18 protein-coding genes, 1 other RNA gene and 1 riboswitch are annotated in these 22,121 nt (G+C 49.1%); of the genes, 8 read left to right on the forward strand and 11 right to left on the reverse strand.

Annotated features, from left to right (window positions below; all coding sequences use genetic code 11):
* Nucleotides 1–143 precede the first annotated feature (143 nt).
* Complete coding sequence (locus SGI97_09805; GenBank protein ID MDZ4724182.1) at nt 144–665, forward strand: pyridoxamine 5'-phosphate oxidase family protein; 522 nt, start codon at nt 144–146, stop codon at nt 663–665.
* Nucleotides 666–1,015: 350 nt separating this feature from the next.
* Here the strand turns inward: SGI97_09805 and ssrA are convergent.
* From ssrA to SGI97_09820, 3 genes are all read right to left on the reverse strand, one after another.
* Nucleotides 1,016–1,366: a transfer-messenger RNA gene (gene ssrA / locus SGI97_09810) on the reverse strand.
* A gap of 325 nt (nt 1,367–1,691) precedes the next feature.
* Nucleotides 1,692–4,781 carry a hypothetical protein gene (locus tag SGI97_09815; protein MDZ4724183.1) on the reverse strand — a complete coding sequence of 1,030 codons (3,090 nt, stop codon included), beginning with the start codon at nt 4,779–4,781 and terminating at the stop codon, nt 1,692–1,694.
* A gap of 299 nt (nt 4,782–5,080) precedes the next feature.
* Nucleotides 5,081–6,739 carry a SulP family inorganic anion transporter gene (locus tag SGI97_09820; protein ID MDZ4724184.1) on the reverse strand — a complete coding sequence of 553 codons (1,659 nt, stop codon included), beginning with the start codon at nt 6,737–6,739 and terminating at the stop codon, nt 5,081–5,083.
* A 235-nt stretch (nt 6,740–6,974) separates the two neighbouring features.
* Between SGI97_09820 and SGI97_09825 the strand changes: the two genes are divergently transcribed.
* Nucleotides 6,975–7,385 carry a RidA family protein gene (locus tag SGI97_09825; protein MDZ4724185.1) on the forward strand — a complete coding sequence of 137 codons (411 nt, stop codon included), beginning with the start codon at nt 6,975–6,977 and terminating at the stop codon, nt 7,383–7,385.
* Between the two features lie 3 nt (nt 7,386–7,388).
* Here SGI97_09825 and SGI97_09830 read toward each other — a convergent pair whose 3' ends face one another.
* The 5 genes from SGI97_09830 to SGI97_09850 form a co-directional block, all read right to left on the reverse strand.
* A complete protein-coding gene (locus SGI97_09830) occupies nt 7,389–8,024 on the reverse strand; it encodes an alpha/beta hydrolase (GenBank protein ID MDZ4724186.1) in 636 nt (211 codons plus the stop codon).
* A gap of 12 nt (nt 8,025–8,036) precedes the next feature.
* Nucleotides 8,037–8,999: a ring-cleaving dioxygenase gene (locus SGI97_09835; GenBank protein MDZ4724187.1), complete on the reverse strand. Its 963-nt coding sequence runs from the start codon at nt 8,997–8,999 to the stop codon at nt 8,037–8,039.
* 237 nt (nt 9,000–9,236) lie between these two features.
* Entirely contained in the window at nt 9,237–10,421 is a 1,185-nt protein-coding gene (locus tag SGI97_09840; protein MDZ4724188.1) for an aminotransferase class V-fold PLP-dependent enzyme, read from the reverse strand.
* Nucleotides 10,418–10,837: a hypothetical protein gene (locus SGI97_09845; protein MDZ4724189.1), complete on the reverse strand. Its 420-nt coding sequence runs from the start codon at nt 10,835–10,837 to the stop codon at nt 10,418–10,420. Before SGI97_09845 ends, SGI97_09840 begins: the two co-directional genes overlap by 4 nt.
* Nucleotides 10,834–11,844 (reverse strand): SDR family NAD(P)-dependent oxidoreductase, encoded by a 1,011-nt coding sequence (locus SGI97_09850; protein ID MDZ4724190.1) that lies wholly within the window; start codon nt 11,842–11,844, stop codon nt 10,834–10,836. Before SGI97_09850 ends, SGI97_09845 begins: the two co-directional genes overlap by 4 nt.
* Before the next feature lie 34 nt (nt 11,845–11,878).
* On the opposite strand from SGI97_09850, the gene SGI97_09855 reads away from it, so the two are divergent.
* From SGI97_09855 to greA, 4 genes are all read left to right on the forward strand, one after another.
* Complete coding sequence (locus SGI97_09855; protein ID MDZ4724191.1) at nt 11,879–12,229, forward strand: pYEATS domain-containing protein; 351 nt, start codon at nt 11,879–11,881, stop codon at nt 12,227–12,229.
* 137 nt (nt 12,230–12,366) lie between these two features.
* Nucleotides 12,367–12,463: riboswitch (TPP riboswitch) on the forward strand.
* A gap of 87 nt (nt 12,464–12,550) precedes the next feature.
* Nucleotides 12,551–15,094, forward strand: coding sequence for a TonB-dependent receptor (locus SGI97_09860; protein MDZ4724192.1), 2,544 nt, complete (start codon nt 12,551–12,553; stop codon nt 15,092–15,094).
* A gap of 6 nt (nt 15,095–15,100) precedes the next feature.
* On the forward strand, nt 15,101–16,492 hold the full coding sequence (locus SGI97_09865) for a sodium:solute symporter family protein (GenBank protein MDZ4724193.1): 1,392 nt from the start codon (nt 15,101–15,103) through the stop codon (nt 16,490–16,492).
* Between the two features lie 22 nt (nt 16,493–16,514).
* Nucleotides 16,515–16,991, forward strand: coding sequence for a transcription elongation factor GreA (gene greA / locus SGI97_09870; protein MDZ4724194.1), 477 nt, complete (start codon nt 16,515–16,517; stop codon nt 16,989–16,991).
* 64 nt (nt 16,992–17,055) lie between these two features.
* On the opposite strand, the gene SGI97_09875 is transcribed toward greA, so the two are convergent.
* Nucleotides 17,056–17,223, reverse strand: coding sequence for a hypothetical protein (locus SGI97_09875; protein MDZ4724195.1), 168 nt, complete (start codon nt 17,221–17,223; stop codon nt 17,056–17,058).
* A 348-nt stretch (nt 17,224–17,571) separates the two neighbouring features.
* Here SGI97_09875 and SGI97_09880 point away from each other — a divergent pair, with 348 nt between their 5' ends.
* Together SGI97_09880 and SGI97_09885 are read left to right on the forward strand one after the other, a co-directional pair.
* On the forward strand, nt 17,572–18,558 hold the full coding sequence (locus SGI97_09880; GenBank protein MDZ4724196.1) for a cysteine synthase family protein: 987 nt from the start codon (nt 17,572–17,574) through the stop codon (nt 18,556–18,558).
* A gap of 6 nt (nt 18,559–18,564) precedes the next feature.
* Nucleotides 18,565–19,740: a PLP-dependent aspartate aminotransferase family protein gene (locus tag SGI97_09885; protein MDZ4724197.1), complete on the forward strand. Its 1,176-nt coding sequence runs from the start codon at nt 18,565–18,567 to the stop codon at nt 19,738–19,740.
* Between the two features lie 258 nt (nt 19,741–19,998).
* Here the strand turns inward: SGI97_09885 and SGI97_09890 are convergent, their stop codons facing one another.
* Together SGI97_09890 and SGI97_09895 are read right to left on the reverse strand one after the other, a co-directional pair.
* Nucleotides 19,999–20,712: a PIG-L family deacetylase gene (locus tag SGI97_09890; protein MDZ4724198.1), complete on the reverse strand. Its 714-nt coding sequence runs from the start codon at nt 20,710–20,712 to the stop codon at nt 19,999–20,001.
* A gap of 76 nt (nt 20,713–20,788) precedes the next feature.
* A complete protein-coding gene (locus tag SGI97_09895) occupies nt 20,789–22,117 on the reverse strand; it encodes an alpha/beta hydrolase-fold protein (protein MDZ4724199.1) in 1,329 nt (442 codons plus the stop codon).
* Nucleotides 22,118–22,121 lie beyond the last annotated feature (4 nt).

Below are 22,121 nucleotides of genomic sequence, written 5' to 3' on the forward strand. Positions count from 1 at the left end.
ACTGCCATGGAATTGAACGCCAATCCTGCACGATCCCCGCTCCTTGTGAAGCACACAGCGCAGAGACACACTCACGTACTTGGAAGTCCGTAAACATAATTCTTGAATTGCCTTACGCGAGCCGGTACATTATTTGTGAGATTATGGCAGATATCGACCGATCACATTTTGGTGGCCAGGGCGGAGAGCCCGATGGGGGTGGTGAATATGACCTTTCGGTAGAGGGGTGGATCCATCGCTTGATCGAGGACCAGTTGTACGGTGTGTTATGCACGCAGAGTGACGGACAGCCTTATGGATCAATGGTCGCTTTTGCCTTCAGCGAAGATCTCAAACACGTTGTCTTTGGAACGCCTAGAGCCACGAAGAAGTACCAAATCCTGGCGGCGTGCAGGAATGTTGCGCTTGTAGTGAACAACATGAGCAGGCACTCGAACGACTTGATGAAAGTTGAAGCGTTTACTGCGACCGGCAGAGCCAGCGAAATCACACAAACGGGAATCCCCTCGCAATGGGTTCAATCGCTGTTGAAGCGACATCCGAATCTGGAAGCGTTTGTCTTATCGTCTTCTACTGCCATATTCGAAATCTCAATTGCCCGATTCTTTTTGGTTCGCTCGTTTCAGAAAGTTACCGAGTGGACGCCTCCTTCTGGTATTGTATGATCTGAACGTAAGCGGATCGGCACCAGCTGACGTTGGAAAATTCTGGAACTACCCCCTGAAAGTAACAAGATCAATAGATTTTCTATTGGCTCAGTTAATCGAGATGTCGCAAATCGTCGCACTAACACATTGCGCGGCAATAGCATACCAACACCAGAAGTCGTAATAATCGAACCCCCGACTCGCATTGTGGGACAAGGATTTACACCATATTGTGACGAAATTGTGACGTTCGTGGTCGTAAGTTATTGGGAGATATTCGGCGATATTCAGGTCGGTGACATACAGATAAGTGGCTATAAAACAGCCACTTATCGTTGATTTTCATTGGGTTACTAGGAAATAGAAATTGGTGGAGGTGGGGGGAATCGAACCCCCGTCCGAGTGTACCGTCAGGCCGTCATCTACGTGTGTAGTCGATACTTTTTTTCTCGCGTATAAATGCCGTCGATCGACAAGACTACATCACACGCCAGCCTTTGTATGTTAAGCGGCTATTAAAGGCGTCAAGCCGCCGAGCCTCCAAGTTCGTCGCTCTATCCTGACCCTGAAGGCGAAAGTCAGGCAGAACGCGCTACCTAATTAGGCAGCGAGGGCGTAATTGTTGTCAATTACTATTTGCCTAGTTTGATAACGGGGGCCCAGACAACCCCGACACGCCAACAACCCCCCAACACACCCGTCGAATCCAGTTCACCCCCAGATCTCAATAACGGTCGTGAGAAGTTTTTTCCTCTCAGATGACAAAGAACAACCGAACCTGAAAACTCAAGATATACGCTTCTACATTGGATAGCTACTGTCAGTTCGGTACAATGACAACTACAGAATAGACGAAAGGTTCCGGAAATCAGGAATAGAGACGGGCAATACGCTCTTAAACTCGCACTCCTCGCAAGTTTAGGTGGAGACGAAGTTTATTGCCTTATCGGACCGTTATAAGCTATTCCCGCGAGGCATTTCTGCCTCGCGGAAACGATGTTGCGTAATTCGTTCAAAATAGTCTGTTCGACAGCGCATTCATGTTTATGGACAAGATATGAGCGGCGCTAAGCTGATAAAGAGATTGTCAATCAATACGGTCAAATCGCTAATATCAACCGGGCCGGCTCCATCGGTATTAGCCTCAGCTTCACAACAGAGAGGCGCAAGGCTTATGAAAAGATTATCGATAAGCGCTGTCAAATCAGAGATGTCTACAATATCATCGCCGCTGCAATCGACATTTCCTCTAAGACCGATACAGCAGCCGAGAAGGCTCGGATAGCAGATATGATTGAAGTTACCGCTGATATTTGTAATCTCACCATCGATGGCTTTCATACGGACAATAACCTGCTCTGGGCATATCGGAAGCAGCTTCGAACCAAAAATCTCACGGGTAGCGCCTCCTGGAATTTCAATCGTGTCTTTGTAAGCTCCAAGTACGAGAGTGTCGCTTTCGAACCAGGAGAATGCAATGGCCACTTTACGGGGCGTACCGCCTGGGTTGGTCGCATTCCCAACAAACCAGAGGTCTTTATGGTCAGGGAACTCGGGAAGGATATTTATATATGGGTCAGACGTTTGCTCCGAACCGGCAGTGGGCAGACCGAATGACGGAATTGGCTCGGTTTGCAAAAGTCCATTTTCGAGTACATCTCCGATACCATTTCCATTGAGGTCTTCCTGTCCGGGGTTGAAAGTGCCCGGCGCGTTGTCGACTCCATCGGTAACGCCGTCATGGTCGTTGTCGGCCGATTCAGAGAAGGCAAAACGAATTTCTTGGTTTGCTGCTCCAAGATTCACAATGGCGTCGGCGTCCAGATCGACTGCCCATGCTCTGACGCACTCCAATCCGGTAGAGTCACCCGGGTCGGTGCTGGTCTGCTGAGCGTCGTGGACATACCCCAGCCAAGGGATGCCGAGCGTTTTACCGCATTCGAATACTCGCACTGCATGACCGCCTGTCGGCACACCCGCCCCGTTGTCATAACTGAAGACGACTTCGACATCTTCTCCCTTGGCAAGCTCCGCGCAGATCCAGTCGAAAGTCACTTTCCCCCCGACCGATTCATCCTTGGAAGTACTGCCGCTAGAACTATAATCTCCGGGCGGCAATTGATTCCCGGCTCCGCCATATCCTTGCCCTTGGTGTTTGTTTACAATTTTCTTGTTAAGTCCGTTATCTTTAAGGTACTTGAATTTGCCGTCAACCATCGGGACAAACCAGACGCCGCTTCCGGTGCCGCGGCTTGGCGCGGTACGATTAGACGCAGAGTCAAGCTGGCCGACCAGCGTATTGTCCCCTTTCAATCCTTTCGTATGGTTGTGCGGTACCGGCAATCCATAACGATCCTCAAGATATTGCAAGCTGTTGGCAATCGACATGGGGAAACACTGATTTGTCGCAGTCTCAACATTAGATTTATTCGGTTGAGTAAGAGATTCAATGAGGCCGGCCAGACTGAAAGTGATGCTGTTCGGAGCTATCGGTGTCACCGGGACGAGGGTGGGCAAATCTCCGCCCCCTTCAGCGCTGAATCTGAAAGGCAGAACCGGGTAGAGACCTCGCAAACCATCTCCGAAACTGACAACCGGTGAAGTCGAAAGTTCAATATGAGCCGTGAGGGAAAGCACGTCTGTACCATCGAAGGGAGTAATTTGAAAATAGGTGACCAATTTATCAACACCGTCGGATGTGTCAAACTTAAGGTTTTGTATCACCCATCCTTCGTCGGTGTACATGTTCAAGAATCCTGAACTGCTTACAAGTTGCAATGCGATTATTTCAACATCTATAAGCATCCGGCCAGACGCCGAATTTTCGGTCGTGCTGCCGCCGAATATATAATCAACCTGGTTAATATTAACACCGGATAAGGGGGGGAGAATACAGGGATCCGGACAACAGAGGGTTCCATCTCCTTTATAATCGCTTCCTGTGAGAGATGCGCATGATGGTGTGGTGACCACACAACTCCCATCGAGCAGACATGTTGCGCCAAACTGCACAGGGGGCGTTCCGCAGATGTAACTGCTCAACCGAAGAAGAGGCCCTTCGAAGTTTTGACGCGACAATCCTACACAAACCGCGTTGTTGGCGTTATCGCATTGAAGCCCCCTATAACCGGCAAAGAAATTTGGAGTGCTTGGTCCTACCAGTACATTAGGCGTCAATGGATTCAGGTCATGGTCTACGGTGACTGTCGGGCCTGATTGGCAAGGCGCAAAGCTGGGGAAGCTTCCGTAATGCCAATGATTTTGGGTGTTAATCAAGATAAGCTGTAACGGATCAAGTACAATGGGAGGATTTATTGGCGGGGGGTTAATTCTTGTAAAAATGAATCTTGGAGTAATAGGCAACACCGCATCGTATGTTCCGCCATCGGTACAGCTTCGCTCGATAGTCATTTGCCCCTGCTGTTGCTGTACTTGGCTTGACAAGCCGACTTGGACATTCCACAGCTCTGGTCCGCCGGCGCCGGTAACAGTAATCGGTTGACAAGACACTAAGGAAAGCGCGACAAGTTCAATAGGAACGGTTTCGGGGGGGCCATTCAGCAGGAGGGAGATCGTCGTGTTCCGCCTGATAATAGCATCAGTCCGACCAAGACTATTAGGCGGATTTGTAGGAGCCGGGAGACCCTGCATTAATATCGGTCCACTAAAGGGATCGGAACCGGGGCCGAAAAACCCTGGGGGTATTGGCGGATTTGGAGGAGAAAACTGATTGCTGAAGGTGCAACTGTCAAATGGAGTATACCAAAGATCTACCCCCGCGTCAATTACGATTTCCGGCGGCTCAACCAGTATTCTTCCTATCATTGTTGGATGAAGAGAACAATGGTAGCCAAACGGGCCTGGGCCGTCGCTGGGGCTTATCACAATGCTAAACGTGCCGGTCGATTTGAGGCCTGAGTTCCAGACTTTTGGCGAGGAGGGATCTGAGGTGCTTGAATGTAAAAGCCCCGTCCATGTCCACCGGACAGTATCTCCCGGCGACACAGTAACTGAATTCGGCGTATAGATCATGTTGCCGACAGCTACATTATGGATTGTGGCAAAGGTGTCGCTTCCAAACGAAACGAGCAAAATGCCTGCGAGAATTGCAACAAAGCGCATATGGGAGCGCATAGATTACCTCCTACTAGCGAAAGTGGGTATTACGATTCAGTTTTTGCGTACATCATACTGCCTTCTTGGCCACGTTCTGGCGCGATAGACGAAGGGAAAGAAAGTCACCTAATATCACAGAAGCCGAATGAGAAGGACTTCTCAACCACTCCGACTATGCCCAAGTATGACAATTAATCTGGCTTCTGTCAAGCAAAAAAACGATCACACACCTCCCCCGGAGGAACGAATAGTGTGCGGCTTGCCAATAAGGAGTTGGAAATGGTGAGATTTCGGAAACTAACTTTTGCCGGAATCGGTTATACAGGAACCTTTTGCAGAAGATTTTCTTCCGCAAACTCAATTGCCTGGACAGATCGCTCGAAAATATGCTCAGTCGGCACTAACGATTGAAACTCCTTGCTGGCCAACAGCTGTTCCTCGACCCGTATTTGCAACCCGCTAAAGAGAACATAGATGCCGCGCCCTTTTCTTTCGCGCACAAAAGCTTTCAGACGTGTCTGTCCCGTTGCGTCAATAAATGGCACATGCTTCATCCGAATGAGGATTATCGGACGCGCCATATGCATATGCTCATTGACCTTCTTTTCAAAAATACTCATCGTGCCAAAAAAGAATGGGCCGTTGATTGTATAGACCGCCATTTTATCTTTCAGGAGGGGATGGGCATTGAGTGTCGCGCTGATAGTATCAGTCGGGTCATATTCTTCCAGCGCGCGAATGTCACTCGTGTTCACCAGCCGAACAAAGAGCAGAAATATAGCGAAGAACATTCCGATCTGTACAGCAAAGACCAAATCAGTTAGGACCGTCAGCCCCAATGTCACAAACAGAATAATCGTGTCCTGCCTGCTTATCCGCATTATCGTTTTTATCTCGTCGATATTAATCATTTTGAATGAGACAAACATGAGAATCCCAGCGAGAAACGCCTTTGGAATATGACTAACAATAGACGCAAAAACCAGCATGAAAGACAACAAAAAAAGCGCATGAATAATTCCCGCGCCTTTCGTTTTTGCGCCCTCACGCACATTCACTGCACTTCGCGCGATAGCCGCCGTACAGGGGATGCCGCCAAACCAAGGGAGAATCGCGTTAGCGATTCCCTGAGACTTTAATTCTTTGTCGCTGTCATGTTTGGTATTGGTCATACCATCGCACACCACAGCGCAGAGAAGAGCTTCGATTGAACCAAGCAGCGCGATGGTGAGTGCCGCTGGTAGGACTTGGCGCGCCAAGTCGAAATTAAAACTTAGTAAATTAAATGCCGGAAGCCCGCTCGGTACATCGCCGACTTCGGGAAGAATCCAGCCAAGATGCATCGTTGCCGCGACCGAAAGCGACAAGGGCACAAGCGATGGCGGCAAATTTTTCAATGGCCGAATTCGTTTGAACATCGAAGGCAAAAAGACCAGCATGAGAATAGTTCCTACTACGATTATCACGGCCGAGAGATTGACCGAATGAAACTCTTTCACGATGTCGACAACTGTGTGGCCGATAAATTCCTCAGCCGGGATGGAAATCCCCAGCCCGTTCGCAATTTGTCCGATAAAAATGATTATGCCGATTCCCGCCGTAAAACCCGAGACAACTGGCAATGGAATATATTTGACGAATGTTCCAACCTTGGCCACGCCAAAAGCAATTTGAATCAGACCGGCCAGAAGTCCCGCCATGAGAAGGCCTTCGATTCCAAATCGATTGACCGTGGCGAGTATAATTACAGTCATCGCGCCGGTCGGCCCGGTAATCGAGAACTTTGAGCCGCCGAATGTTGAGCCGAGTAGACCTGCAATGACCGCCGTGTATAATCCCATAATAGGGGGCACACCAGATGCGATGGCAAAAGCGATAGCAAGAGGCAAAGCGACTATGGCCGTGATGAATCCGGCTTTGATGTCAAAGAGAGCTGAGCCTTTTAAATAGGCTGTGATGTTCTGGTGTATATTCATTTAAACTTTTACATCGAAAGCCGGGCTGTCACTGAAACCATAAGGGTGGAAATAATAGTTTTCAGGATAATTTGCAAGAGATTAACAGGGGTGATTCCATATTTTTCAGGCCGGGTTCGTTTCTTAATATTCTGGTGGGCAACAATTCAAATCAAAGAAAAAGTCCTAACTGGCGTCGATAAACCAGATTCGTTATAGTTACAAAAAGTACACCAACACTAGTGGAGGACTCTTCATGAACAAACGACATAACATCTCATCCGGCGCAAAATGGGAGGATATTGTCGGTTACTCGCGAGCCGTTCGAATTGGCAATCTAATCGAAATCTCCGGCACCACGGCTGTCGATGAAGCGGGTAAAACAGTTGGCATCAACAATCCCTACGAGCAAACACGGTTTATTCTCCAGAAGATCGAAAGAGCGCTCAAGTCAGCCGGTGCGACCATAGCCGATGTTGTGCGAACGCGAGTGTATGTCATGGATATTACACAGTGGCAGGAAATCGGCCGGGCGCATGCCGAGTATTTCAAAGATATAAAACCGGCGACATCCATGATTCAGATTTCAGCGCTCATTGATCCGAGCTTACTGGTCGAAATTGAAGTCACAGCCGTTGTGAGCGACGGTATACCCGATGTCAGCTAATGATTAATCAGTGAAGTTTTGAGCGAGCCACTCCTGCCCCACAACGATATCCTCGCTTGTAAGTTGATGGCCGGTATCCAGCCAGTGAACCAGTACCTGCGCGCCGGACTGTTTGAGAATATCAGCAAGGTCTTCTCCGCTACCCGGAGGCATTGTCGGGTCATGACGCCCTTCGCAGATGAGAGCTTTTGTCCCGCTTAAATTCGGTCGGGGATGCGGGTCGAGTGTTTTCATGGCGCGTAAAAGCAAACCTCCAGCACAAAGCCCCGGGGCTTCCAACAAGAGTGCATTCGCAATATTAGCGCCATTGGAATAGCCGACAGCTACGATTCTATTTTTGTCGAAACCATACTCCTCGCTTGCCGAGGTAATGAATTGGGCGAGTTCATTGGCGCGGACTTTCAAATCCTCAAGGTCCAACACTCCTTCGGCGAATCTTCTAAAGAAGCGGGGCATCCCGTTTTCGAGAACTTTCCCGCGTGGGCTAAGTATTCCCGCCGATGGAGCGAGCATTTTTCCGAGCGGCAAAAGATCGGACTCATCACCGCCAGTGCCATGAAGCAGCAAAATTGTAAGTTTTGAAGCCGGATTCCCTGGAGGTATATATTTATGAATAAAATCAAGAGTCGGCTTGCTCATGAATCCTGCAACTTATGACTGTCTTTGCTTTTGCTTCGACGGCAGTGTCAGCGGAGGGAGCGCTGCTTCAAGCTGACTGCGCTTCGTCTCAAGATGGGGCGGTAGCAGCAGTTTACCGCCAAGCTTATCAAGCGGTTCATCTATGGCAAACCCAGGCTGATCAGTGGCAATCTCAAAGAGCACATGCCCCGGTTCACGAAAATAAACCGAATGAAAATAATTTCTGTCAATGACGGGTGTTACATTTTGGCCGGCTTTTACCAATGATTCGCGAAGCCGCAACTGGTGTGCGTCGTCTTTTGCCCGCCATGCGACATGATGAACAATTCCAGCTCCCATCCCGCCCATACGAAGATCTGGCTGGCAAAGAATATCGACAAACGATCCGGAGCCGCCATCGCCGCTTTCATATCTGAACAAATTACCATGCTGCGACCGTAAACGAAAGCCAAGCTGGGTTGTCATAAGACCTGCTGTCCGCTCGTATCCTTCGAGAGTAAGTGTCACACTGTGGAAACCGCGGATGCCATGTTCGGCTGGGACTTCGCCTTCACCCCATGCCTCTCGCGAATCAAAGGCGACTCCGACAAGCTGAAGCTCCATTCCATCGGGGTCTTCGAAAATGAGCGTCTGTTCACCGGACGCGGTCATCGTTTCCTCGAATTGAATTTGATTCCGAATCAACCTGTCGGCCCAATACTGGATGGACGAAGGAGGCACCGAAAAAGTGGTCGATGTCACTTGGCCGCTCCCTCGTCGTCCGCGCGGTATTTTCGGCCAAGGAAAGAATGTGAGCGCCGAACCGGGCGAGCCGATTTTATTGCCGTAGTAGAGATGATAGGTTCCCGGGTCGTCGTAATTGACGGTGAGTTTGAGCAGACGCATTCCGAGCAGATTCACATAAAAGTCAAGATTCCGCTGCGGATCGCTTGCAATTGCTGTCACATGGTGAATTCCAAGAACGCCATCTGTCATCTGCTTTTAAGTCCTCACACTGAGATTCTAACTTTTTCAATTATACAATAACGGGAAACCTGAGCAAATATTTTTTCTGCTGGCAGTCTGGCTGCCCCAATTGGTCCCACCACTCAAGCCAATCGGATCTGCCTAATGACCGCCCGAACTATAGTATTCCGCCAATGGTTTCACCATTCCCTTCGGTCACTGCTGGCCGTCGAGAGCCGGGATATGTTTGAAATGTCCTCGGCCCCATCAGCTCTGCTTCTGCTGAAACTGCTCGAGCGTTTCTATCAATTTATCGATATCTGATTCATCATTGAAGAGATGAACCGAGACCCTGATTGAACCCTCGCGGGTCACCAGAATGATCCCGGCCTTAAGTATCATCTTGTGAAGCTCTTCAAACTTCGGACAGGTGAAAGTGAAAATAGCCGAACGGTGTTTCTCCTCAAGCGATGAAGTGACAGTATAATATCCGCTGGACTTTACATAGTCGGCCAGCCGGTCAATGAGGACATGATTGTGTTTCTGAATGTTCTCAATTCCCAAATCAAGAAACAGATTCGCGCTTGCCTTCATGCCAAGGATATTGAGCACGGCATAATAGCCCAACTCATATTTCTGGGCCGAATCAAAGTAAGGCCTATCGTAATGAAACAAGTCCCCAAATTTCATTTCCCAATCGACTCCCAGCCAGCTCATAAATGGAATGCCGAGCCGTTTGCGGATTTGGTCAGAAAGGTAGAAAAAGCCGCAACCCTGGGGAGCAAGAAGCCATTTTTGACAGCCCGAAGTGAAAATATCAATTCCGATCTTGGTCACATCGACCGGCTCGACTCCCATCCCCTGAATACCGTCCACCACAAAATAGATATTATTCTCTTTGCAGATTTTTGATAAAGCCGCCAAATCATTTTTATAGCCATTAAAAAACTGCACGTATGACAGCGACAGTACTTTCGTCTTGGCCGTGATACATTCCTGAAATTTGTTTATGTCAAACTGTCTATCAGTCGAAGCCACAAAGCGGACCTTCAGACCGCGCGTTTGCGCCGCCGCCTGCCATGTATAGACTATTGCCGGAAATTCGATATCCGAGACAAGAATTTCATCGCCAGGCTCCAAGGGAAGTCCAAAAGCGGCTATATTAAGCCCAAAACTTGTATTCAGCCCAAGGCCAATTTGGCGACTATCTGCGCCAACAAGTGTAGCATAATCGCCTCGTAGCTGTTCTGCTGCTTCAAAGGTATCATGAGAATCATCCCGGTCCGCCGCGAGTCTGACGGCAATATTGGCTTCGATAGCTTTTTGCACGGGTGTGCAAAATGGTCCATACGAAGCAGAGTTAAAGTAGCTGATTGAATTCGTGTGAGGAAAAAGCAGCCTCGCCTGGCTGAATTTGTCCATCACTACTTTGTGGGTTGATACTTGCATCATAACAGATAAACATACCCGATAATTATTAAAGAACCGCCAAGTTTTATCAGTAGGCTAAGCATCAGAAATAAGAGCCATGAGAGTGGAAGCTTCAATCGTACCGAAAGGCTCATCAATGCCGGAGCCGCGCCAACAAGGAAAGCAAACAACGCAGCGGCCATTGCGGCCCGAGTCCCGGAAAAAGGGAGAACAAATGCAAAAAATCCGTAGGCGAGGGTCGGGATGACCACAAAAAAGAGTGATTCCATCATGAAATTCATCAACCACCAGACACCAGAAGATTCCTCGAGGATTTCAGATGGAATTGATTCCGTCAGCCGTAGTTTTTTCGATACATATTCGCTGAGAAGCGAGATGATTAGGAGATAAGCCCCTGCTGCGATCAGGCAGTAGATCAGCAGGGTCGAGGAAATCATTTAATCCATCCCCGCTCTTTGTACCAGTCGAAAGTGTCCTTCACTCCGCGCTCGAATGGAATAGAGGATTCAAATCCGAGCACGTCACGGGCTTTGTCGGTCGAGACCGACCACGGGGCGAGCAGTTCATTCGCCTTTTCGCGAGTGAGCATCGGCGTAGCGCGAACAGTTCGAAATCCCAGTTCAGAAATGGCAGCGATCCCCTCAAACAGCCAACCCGGCATGGGAAGTTTCAGCGCATTTTTCCCGCTTGCAGTTTCAATAGCGCTCATCATTTCTGACATTGTATAAGCGCGGTTCTCCGAAATGAAAAAAACCGAACCGGAGGCCGCTTTCGATACAGCAGCAAGATAGACGCCACGGCATAGATCGTCTACATGGACTAACTGAATTGGCCGTTCAGGATCCCCAAACATCGGTTTTATACGGCATTTGACGGTCTGAAAAATTGTCAGGATTTCTCTATCCCCAGGACCATAAACACCGGATGGGCGAATGATAAGAATAGGCAGTGTATCGGTATAGCGGGCGATAACCCTCTCGGCAGCAAGTTTCGAGCTGCCATAGGTAGTAATCGGAAGGGGCATGTCATTTTCTTTCGATGGGCGCCCGCCTATTGAAGGGCCAGCAACTGCAAGCGACGACAGATAGATGACATTTTTGACTTTCGGATTGTGTTGTGTGATCGCTTCGAGTAGATTGAATGTCCCGCGTTCATTTACCTCAAAAAAGGTTTTGTCCTCTTTCGCCTTTACCAGCCCGGCGTTATGAATAATATAGTCTGCATGTTTGACCATATCAATCAAAGTAGCCGGATCGCAAATATCACCGTAGCGATACTCGATAGAAACTCCATTGAGCAACTCAAGATTCGCCGTAGGGCGCACCCCGGCTATTATATGGAAGCCGCGTGTTGAGAACTCACGACAAAGCCGTGAGCCTATAAACCCGTTTGCGCCGGTGATGAGTACGGTTGGCTTTTTATCCATGCGATAAATGTAGCTCATTGAACACAAGCCGACAAGTAGTTATCTTTTGGCTATGCGATTCGGGTACACGTTGGTAAAAGACGCCCATGGCCGTATTGAGTACAAACAGCGGCCTGGGAAGAAAAAGCATTTCCATCTGGCGGTTTTTATTGACGAGCCCGATGACATTTTGAGCGCAATTAGACTTGTGGAATATCAACTGCATGAGACCTTCAAAGAACCCCTTCGCCACAATGACAATCGTGACGTGAGATTTGTCGAGACGTTTTTTACCTGGGGAAAGTTCAACATAGAAGCAACTGTCCTCTTTCTTAATGGCGCACGTGAAACATATAACTTCTACCTCGATTATGATTTACCGTCCGATTATGGACTTAATTATATCCAGCTTCCGGTGGAATAGTTGAGTGATTTCTGTACAAAATCGATGTAGAAAAGATGGTAATTCGGATTAACTCCAGGTATTATAAAGGAGCGATGTGTCATTGAAAATATCACTTGCCAAAGCAACACCAAGGCTGTTTCTTTTTTTCGTTAATATAGATCCGTTGGGGGTGGCGTAATACGACCGCCTGAGATCATACCCCCTAGACCTGATTCGGGTAATGCCGACGTAGGGAAACGGAGATGCTTACTACATCCCCTCCTGCCTAATTATGGGCAGACCTATCGACACAGGACGGAATCTTGCAAAACTTTTACCGTTTTACGCGAGGTTACTGTCATGAAATCTTCTTCAATCGCCGGATTGTTATCCGGCCTGTGGCTGGCGTTTATGCCATCCCCATCTCAAAGCGCGTCCTTTTCCGGAACCGTGGTTGACCCCGAACGGCATCCGCTCAGGTCAGTTACAGTTGCCGGGAATGTGAGAGGCCGCGGGGCAATCACTGACTCGCTCGGGCATTTCTTCATCGTCTCAGCCGAGGCGGCACCAGACTCGCCGCAACCGGGCGTTGCCCAGCTTACTCATCTGACTTTTTCATCGGTCGGATTTGCCCCGCGAAGATTCGCTGTGAGTCAGTTGCCCGACACCATTATTCTCTCTCCAATTTATTACGAGGGGAAAGAGATAACTGTCACTGCCAACCGGGCAAAAGCCGGAGTGACACCAGTTGCCTTCGAAAACATCTCGAGGGATGAAATCATGCGGGATTACACCGTCGGCGACCTGCCAACACTATTGCAGACATCTCCAAATCTTTATTCTTACTCCGATGCCGGTGGCGGACTTGGCTATACATATACCCAGATTCGTGGATTCGACGATAAACGTATAGCGACCTATCTCAATGGCGTTCCGCTCAACGACCCCGAAGACCAATATGCCTATTGGGTCGATTTGCCGGATTTCACCTCAAGTGTGAGTGATGTCCAGATCCAACGCGGTGTAGGGAATTCCCTTTATGGCGATGCCTCATTCGGGGGCTCAATCAACGTCGTCAGCGGCATCCTCGGGAAAGAACGCATGACTTCAGTCACATCGGGTTATGGAGAATTTTCAAGTAATAGCAAGGCAATCGGCAAAACGACAAAACAGACATTTGATTATGCGTCTGGTTTAATTGACGGCCAGTGGGCTTTTGGCGGACGGTTTTCAAAACAGAAAAGCGACGGCTACCGCGAACAAAGCTGGGTGGACAGCTGGGCATACCACCTCTCTCTTGCGCGTCTCGATCCGAATATGACGACTGAACTTCAGTTATTCGGCGGGCCGACAAGTCTGCATCTGGCGTATTATGGGATTCCGCGTGATACACCAAACCGACGCTCCAACCCGCTCACCTACGAAAACGAAACCGATAATTTTAACCAGCCGCACTATCATCTGCACAACACCTACCTGCTGTCCCAGAACGCGACATTGTACAACACCCTCTATTACATTCGCGGACGCGGTTATTTTGAGCAATATATCGGAGATGCGCTCTACAGCGATTATAATATAGATTCCACATTTACCGACAGCCTCAAAGCAAACGGGGATCTCATCCGAAGACAATCTGTTGCCAAATATCAAATCGGCTGGAATCCACGGTTTGATCTCGTTCATTCCCGCGGTAGTCATTCACTCGGCGGTTCGTACTATTTCTTCGAATCTGACCACATTGGGACTGTGGAATGGAGCGAAAACAGCAATAGATTAGTCCTGCCGGGACATCGATACTACCAATATTACGGCAAGAAGCATGTGGCCTCGTTCTATGCGCAGGAGTATTTCAAAATCACTGACAGACTTTCAACCCAGGCGACTGCGCAGCTTCGCTATCAGACCTACAGCTTTAATCAGGAAAGATTCGGCGCGTTTCAAGGCTATCAATATGACGTCCACTGGCTTTTCCTTTCCCCTCGTCTCGGATTTAATTATTTGTTGTCTGACAACGAGGAATCAAAGCTGAACGTGTATACGAACTTCGCTCTCGCCTCGCGCACGCCGACCGATGCCGCGCTTTATGATGCCAGCGATCCGTATATTACCCCATCGTTTGAAATCGACGATATCTTGCTTACCGCGTCGGGCGATTCGGCGGTTGTCTTTGGTGACCCGACTGCCCGCTCAGAGCGCGTTTATGATCTGGAGATTGGAAGCGTGTACCGAACCCAAAAATATTCATTCGGCGTAAATCTTTTCAGGATGGATTTCAAAGACGAGATTATCCCCTATGGTGGCATAAACCCAAGCACTGGTCAAGCGATAACGGTCAATGCCGACGGGTCGGTCAGATCGGGGATTGAATTGAACGGAAGCATTAACCTGACAAAACCTCTGAGTCTAAGCGGAAGTCTTGCTTTCAACCGCTATCGCATCAAAGATTTCGTGGATACAATCGATGTTTATGACGGAACCGGCGCCTTTTTCGGTCAAGCTGAAGTAAATCTCAATAATAGACGGGGACTTGGTTTCCCCGACATGCTCGGCTCATTCGTAGCGGATCTGCATAAAAATAGTTGGCGTCTGACATACCGCCTGCAGATGGTCGGAAAACAATATCTTGAGCTTGTCAATATTGAATCGCTCGCTATCGAAGCATTCACGGTCTCATCACTTTCTGCGCAGCTGACCCTGAAAAATGCTCTTAATATCGGCAACCTGACTCTATCCGGAACGATCGACAATCTTTTTGATCTCAAATACGAGCGTTCCGGCTATGGTTGGAATTATGGCGTAATAGACCCATCCACTGGCGGGGTAACTCTTGCCGGGGACGCAGAATATTATGTCGCTGCAGAACGGTCATTTTATGCGCAACTTCGCCTCGAACTGTTTTAACGTCCAATGCACCCTCTCGATATTGGCATAATTGCCTTCTATGCCGCCGCTATTTTATGGTTGGGGTTTCGCACACGACTCCAGCCCGAAAGTTCGACGAGCGAACTCATTCTTGGCGGACGTATGCTCACTGTGCCAGCTTTTGCCGCAAGTCTGGTCTCGACGTGGTACGGAGGAATACTCGGCATCGGAGAATACACCTACCGCTATGGCCTTTCGAACTGGCTCGTTTTCGGACTGCCGTATTATGTGGCGGCATTTCTCTTCGCGATTTTTCTGGCCAAAAAGGCTCGTCAGTCGGAGTTGCTGACTATTCCTGACCGCCTTGCAAAAATTTATGACACCAAAACCGCCGTCCTTGGGGCGTCGATTATCTACCTCATGACCGTCCCCGGCGCGTATATACTTATTCTGGGCGTTCTCTGCCAAACACTTTTCGGCTGGCCGTTTTGGACTGGCGCGGTCGCGGGGAGTCTCTTTTCAATTATCTATCTGTTTTTGGGAGGCTTCAAATCGGTCGTACGCACCGATATCTTTCAGACAGTCCTCATGTTCCTTGGATTCATCGTTCTTGTGATTTATCTTATCGCCACATACGGCGGATTTGAGTTTTTGCAGTCGCGTCTGCCCGAAAATCATCTGACTTGGCATGGCGGCCAACCGACATTCTATATTGCGACATGGTATGTCATCGCCCTTGCGACCTTGACCGAACCGGCTTTTTTTCAGCGTTGTTATGCCGCAAAATCAGGTTCCGTCGCGCGGAATGGCATCTTTCTTTCCATTGGCTTTTGGGCCTTGTTTGATTTTTTGACGACAACCTGTGGTTTGTATGCGCGCGTCCTTATGCCCGATTTGGCTGACCCGGTGACATCTTTTCCGGCGCTCGCCCAGCAGATACTTCCCGTTGGAGTGTTGGGGTTGTTTGTTCTGGCGATGTTTGCAACAGCGCAATCGACCGCAGATTCGTATTTTTTTATCGCCGCTACCACATTCAGTAATGATATAATTGGCCGCCTGCGAAAGCTCGACAATTCGTCCATTTTGAAATTCACACATATCGGATTGTGGCTGACCGCCGTTCTGGCCATTGTCTGTGTGCTTGTATTTCGCTCAGTCGTTGATATCTGGTATGCTTTCGGCTCGATTGGCACACCCGCCCTTCTGATACCTGTCTTTTTCAGTTTTGTCGGCAATCGGCGATTATCAGGCACATCGGCCTTTTGGACTATCGTATTGTCCGGCTCGTTATCCGCGGTCTGGTATTTATCCCAGTATTGGACGCCGGATAATAGCTTCTGGTTCGGCTTGCAGCCTATTTTCCCCGGGCTTGCCCTTTCTCTGTTCATCTATGGACTCTTTGCAAAACGGACGCCATCGCCGTTGCCTTCAGGATAATTTGAATGTATATTAGAGCCCTATGAGTGAACCTATCTATTTATCTAAAGAGGGCCGCATGAAAATGGAAGATGAGCTTAAAAAGCTCAAATTCGAATTGCGCCCAAAATTGGTCGCTGAAATCAAGCGAACCATGGAGCTTGGCGATTTATCCGAAAATGCGGAGTATCATGCCGCAAAGGACGCCCAGAAACATCTGGAGCGGAAAATTGCTGAGATTGAAGATAAGATGTCTCGCATTCGATCGGTCGACCCCGAGAAGATTCCGTCAGATAAAGTCTATCTTTTCGCTAAAGTGCTCGTGAAGGACCTTCGCAATAAAGAGGAAATTCTCTACACAATTGCCCCGGCTGAAGAAGCCGATGTCGACAACGATGTTATTTCGATTAAATCACCAATTGGGGCGGCGCTTCTGGGTAAAGTTGTTGGGGAGACCGTAGAAATCACTATCCCGACCGGTACGATTAAATATAAAGTACTGAATATCTCGCGCTCTTAGAATAAGAGCGAAAGAGGAAGGTCAGATTAAATCGTTGTCTCGTGGAGTCGATGTCGATAATAGATTATTCTTCCTCGCCGAAATACTCATCGATCATTTCTTCCTCGAAATATTCTTCTTCTTCAGGCTCGATTCCGGAAGCGAGATTGGCGCATTCGAGTGAGCAGTAATAGTCGGTTGCCTGTTTGATTGGCTTTCCAACAATTTTCTCCGTACAGTTAGCGCAAAACATAGATATTTCTATACCTCCCTCTTGACGTGTATAATTATCCAACCGGATGATTTTCCACACTCAATCTATTTCCCATTAGCGGTCTATGGTTATAGTCTGAATTCTTTTTTGTCAAATGTTTTTTTTCAAGAAATATCCAAAATTATCATTTTCTGCGAAGCCGCAGACTTTGCAGGCCATGAACTCAGTCTCAGATTTGACCTAAGTCCCGTAGGGGAATTGCTTGACAATTCCCGCTTCCTTCATAAATTATTATCAATTATTGAGTTGATGGAAAATTACGCCGATCCCATGTAACAAAGGGGCAACATGACAACAAACGTTTTAAGAAGCGAGACAGCCACGAAGATGGAAAAGACATTTTATGCTCATGATATAACCGAGGCAATCGGAAATACCCCCTTGGTCAAACTGCAGAGGATGACAAAGGAGCGGGGGATTGCGGCCACAGTGTTGGTAAAGCCCGAATTTCTTAACCCGACCGGGTCAGTAAAAGACCGAATGGCGGTCTACATCCTCCGCAAAGCCATTGCCTCCGGCGACCTTAAGCCCGGTGGGACAATTGTCGAAGCGACGTCAGGAAATACCGGCGCCGCAGTGGCCATGTTTGCCGCAGTGTACGGTTATAAGGCCATACTCAGCATCCCGGATAAAATGTCCAAAGAGAAAGTCGATACAATGCGGGCATTTGGCGCCGAAGTTCATATCTGCAAGACTGCCGTGCCAGCAGAATCACCTGAAAGTTACTATGAGACCGGGCGGAGAATCGCCGACCAGACCCCAAATTCGTATTTTATCGGTCAGTACAATAACTTGAATAACATCGAAGCGCACTATATGCTCACCGGCCCTGAAATATGGCGGCAGACCGGCGGTAAAATTGATGTCTTTGTCGGCGGCATCGGGACCGGCGGCACTGTCTCCGGAACTGCCCGATTCCTCAAAGAGAAAAATCCGAAAATCGAGGTCGTCGCTGCCGATCCTATCGGGTCAATTTACTATCAGTATCATAAAGACAAATCGATGATCGAGCCGCACACCTACCTTGTGGAGGGAATCGGCGAGGATATGATGTGCAAAGCTATAGACTTTACGGTTATCGATAAAATCTACCAAGTTAATGATCAGCAATGTTTTCTCGCGGGGAGGGATTTGGCCCGAAAAGAGGGAATGCTCGGCGGCGGTTCTTCCGGCGCGGCTGTCCATGTTGCGCTCGAGCACGCAAAAACACTTTCAGCGGACAAAATAATGGTCGTGATTCTGCCCGACAGTGGCACAAAATATATAAGCAAAATGTTTAACGATGACTGGATGCGCGAGAAAGGATTTCTATAACCATATATGAAAGACAGCAATTTCGACAAGAAAAAGTTCGCCACTCGCGCGATTCATGCCGGCCATGTCCCACAGGACGAAAGCGGCTCGGTCACCACACCAATCTATCCGTCATCGACCTACCGTGTCGGATTTCCCGGAGATGAATCCGGTTATGTCTACTCGCGCTGGTCAAATCCGACCCGAAACGCGCTCGAAGACGCGCTTGCCTCGCTTGAGGGAGGAAGTCACGCCTACGCCTTTGCATCGGGGCTGTCGGCAATGCATGCCGTGCTGTCACTTTTGAAAAGCGGCGACCATGTTGTTTCGGTCAGTGATCTGTACGGGGGGAGCCGAAGACAGTTTGAGCGGGTGATGAGAAATTTCGGGCTCGATTTCTCCTATGTCGATGGACGTGCGTCTCAGAACTTTGCCAAAGCCTGCAATGAGCACACCAAATTATTCTGGCTTGAGTCGCCCACCAATCCGCTCTTGCAACTGATAGACATTTCAGCCGTCGCAGCAATCGGCAAACCACGAGGGATTCTGACGGCAGTCGACAATACCTTTGCCACACCGTTTCTTCAGCGGCCGCTTGAAAGCGGGGCGGACATTGTCCATCACTCAGCCTCGAAATATCTGGCTGGGCACTGCGATGTTATCGCCGGAGCACTTATAGTCAACGACGAAAATTTGGCTGAACGGCTTAGATTTAATCAGTATGCTATCGGCGCGGTCTTGAGCCCGTTTGATTCCTGGCTGGTGTTGCGCGGTCTGAAGACGCTTCATCTTCGTATGGAGCGGCACAGCGAAAACGCCCAGAAAATAGCCGCCTATCTGAAGTCAGTTGATCTTGTTGAAACGGTATTCTATCCCGGACTGGATGGGAAACCCCTCCTGAACAAAATGTCTCTTCCCGGCGGGATGGTTTCATTTGTTCTCAAGGCTGATTTTGAGACGGTAAAAGCTTTTGTCATGGCGACTGAAGTCTTTGTTCTTGCTGAATCGCTGGGCGGTGTCGAGTCTCTTATCAATCACCCGGCATCGATGACCCATGCTTCGATTCCAAAAGAGATCCGCGAGAAGAATGGCATTAGCGACGGCCTTATCCGCCTATCGGTTGGGCTTGAGCACATTGACGACCTGATGACTGATCTCAAGGGCGCATTTGAGAAGGTTCGTCAGTTGGCAGTGAAGAGGTAGCGGGAACCCGACCCTCGACAGCGGGATGACGCGGCAATCTCATGTTTTCCGATATTCGTAGGTCAGCGATCCTTGTGATCCTGACGACTTCATTCGTAGGTGTCGGGCAGAGAGGCCCGACACCACGGAACCAACGGTAAGATCACACCGCAAGCGGTGTGCTACAAATGCTTGTGCAGGCTTGGGCCACCCCGCACGAAGATACGGTTGGCTCGGGCTTTTCGCCAGCGCAGGAAGTAAGGACAAAAAAACATCCTGCTACTTCATCTCCGGCTGTTCGACCAAACTCATCATATCCCCAATGAGCGGCGGCTCAAAAGCCGCAAAGCCAAGGCCGTATTTGCACCGTGCAAGCTGGCCGAATGAACGGGACATGGCCGTCAACTGTTCGATATAATCCCGTCCCTTGTCAGGGTTGAGAAACTGCGATTTATGCGCCGAGAGCGAGGCTATCCACTTGTCATAATGCACGGTTATGTCCACCACAAATGTCGGGAAAACGCCGGGCGGCAGAAAGTAATGAAAAACGCGCTGGACTTGGTGCGGTTCTCCCGGGACATCGGCTTTCCGAAGACTCGCGATATTGGCGGCATTGACTGTAATAATTCCAGCGGCGACATGATCCGGATGTGATTGTCGTCTGCCATGCGCAACCTGCGGATACGGAGTAAGAATTATTTTCGGTTTGGCAACTCGGATAATTCGCGCTATCTCAAGCCGGTTCGCAGATGTGTCTTCAAGCTTGGTATCGCCCCAATTGAAATGACCGAGAATGTCTGCGCCCAGAATAGATGCGGCATCCTTTGCTTCCTGCTTCCGGATATCCACCGAGCCGCCGGTTCCCATTTCACCGAGGGTCATGATAACCATGCCGCATGTGTAACCGTGGCTGGCCAGATCTATAAGAACGCCGCCGCAGCCGACTTCGATATCGTCAGGATGCGCTCCAATAGCGAGTAGATCGTATGACATGGTCTAAATTATTCCCGTTTAGGTTAAAAAAAACCCGGAGGACTTGTCCTCCGGGCGTATCATGCTAAAACTGTTATTACTCTTGAAAATTCTTTGAATGGAACATCAGCATTTCACGGAGCAAATCATTTACATACTGATCTTTGGTCGCGGGATTACCGAGGCGTCCACTGTATGAATATTCCTGAACGCGTCCAATACCGTAGATTCCTCTGAGGTAGTTCTTCCATGACTGGGTCATGTCATAATATCCATCGGCGGCCTCGGGGGTCGACGCCATGAAGATGTTGACTCCGTAGAGTGGTTTGTTGCTGACCGCGTCTTCATGCAATTGGGCAAGGTCGTTGTCCATCCACATGTCCCAAATAGGTTGATTAATGGCGCCCATGCTGTCGTAGGGGAGATGAATGCCAAAATAGTGCCTACCGCCGCCGCTCGTGGGGTGCAGGGTAACGGAGAAAATACTGTCGACTTTTGAAGCTGTGGCGCCTATTGTGTTAGGCGAGGAAAGAGTAACGCTGAGACGGGTGTGCACAAGAACGCCATTGATTATTACGTCTCTGTCAAGAATAGTACCAAGGGTGGCATTTGTGTCATTGGGAGAAAAGGCGAGCGATCCTCCGGTGAAGAGCATTGACAAAGGAATAGTCGCTGGATTAACAATGGGACTATTTACCGTCGTCCTGAAGCGTTTGGAAAACGAAGCTACAGTGTCTGTGGATGCATTCAGGGGCTCATTGCTTGCGCGGACAAACAAATTCTTGAGTCCACTGTTGCCTGTCGGACCGTCAAAGTCGAGCGGGCCATCGTTGGCGCTCACTGACCCATAGACGCCGGGACTTTTAATTGCGGCGCGGAACGCGCCATAACCGCCCATACCAATTCCTCCGATACCATGCTTGCTGGTCTGGGGAAGGACAATGTCGAGGCGATCTTTGATGTGGTCGAGCAGTTGCCCACCCAAAATATTGTCGTAAAATCCGCCGGGAATGCTATTGGCAAAGAAACTCCCGCCAAAGCTCGACTCATTAGTGAGACAGACAATAATCATCGGCTTAATCTCACCCTTTTGGATCATATCTTCAGCGAGTTCATAAAGACCGCGCTCAAAGTAATAGTACTGAGTTCCAAAAGCAGGGGGAAGAAGAACTAACACCGGCAGGGGCTGTCCCTGATCAAAAAATCTCTTGGGCGCGTAAATGGCCATTTTTTGCATTCCGGGGGAATTTCGCGGCTGGAAGTACAGGCCGGGAAAGTCAAAGACATGATCGGCGCCTAATCCGGCGATAATACCCTTCTCGTCCACATCGGATTTAACCGAGTAGGAACCGCGGTCTGAACAGCTCAAGGATAACAGAGCAATGATCAGAAGAAAACTGGCTGGCTTAAAAAATCTCGATATCATTATG

Source organism: Candidatus Zixiibacteriota bacterium, assembly GCA_034439475.1.
GTDB lineage: Bacteria > Zixibacteria > MSB-5A5 > GN15 > FEB-12 > JAWXAN01.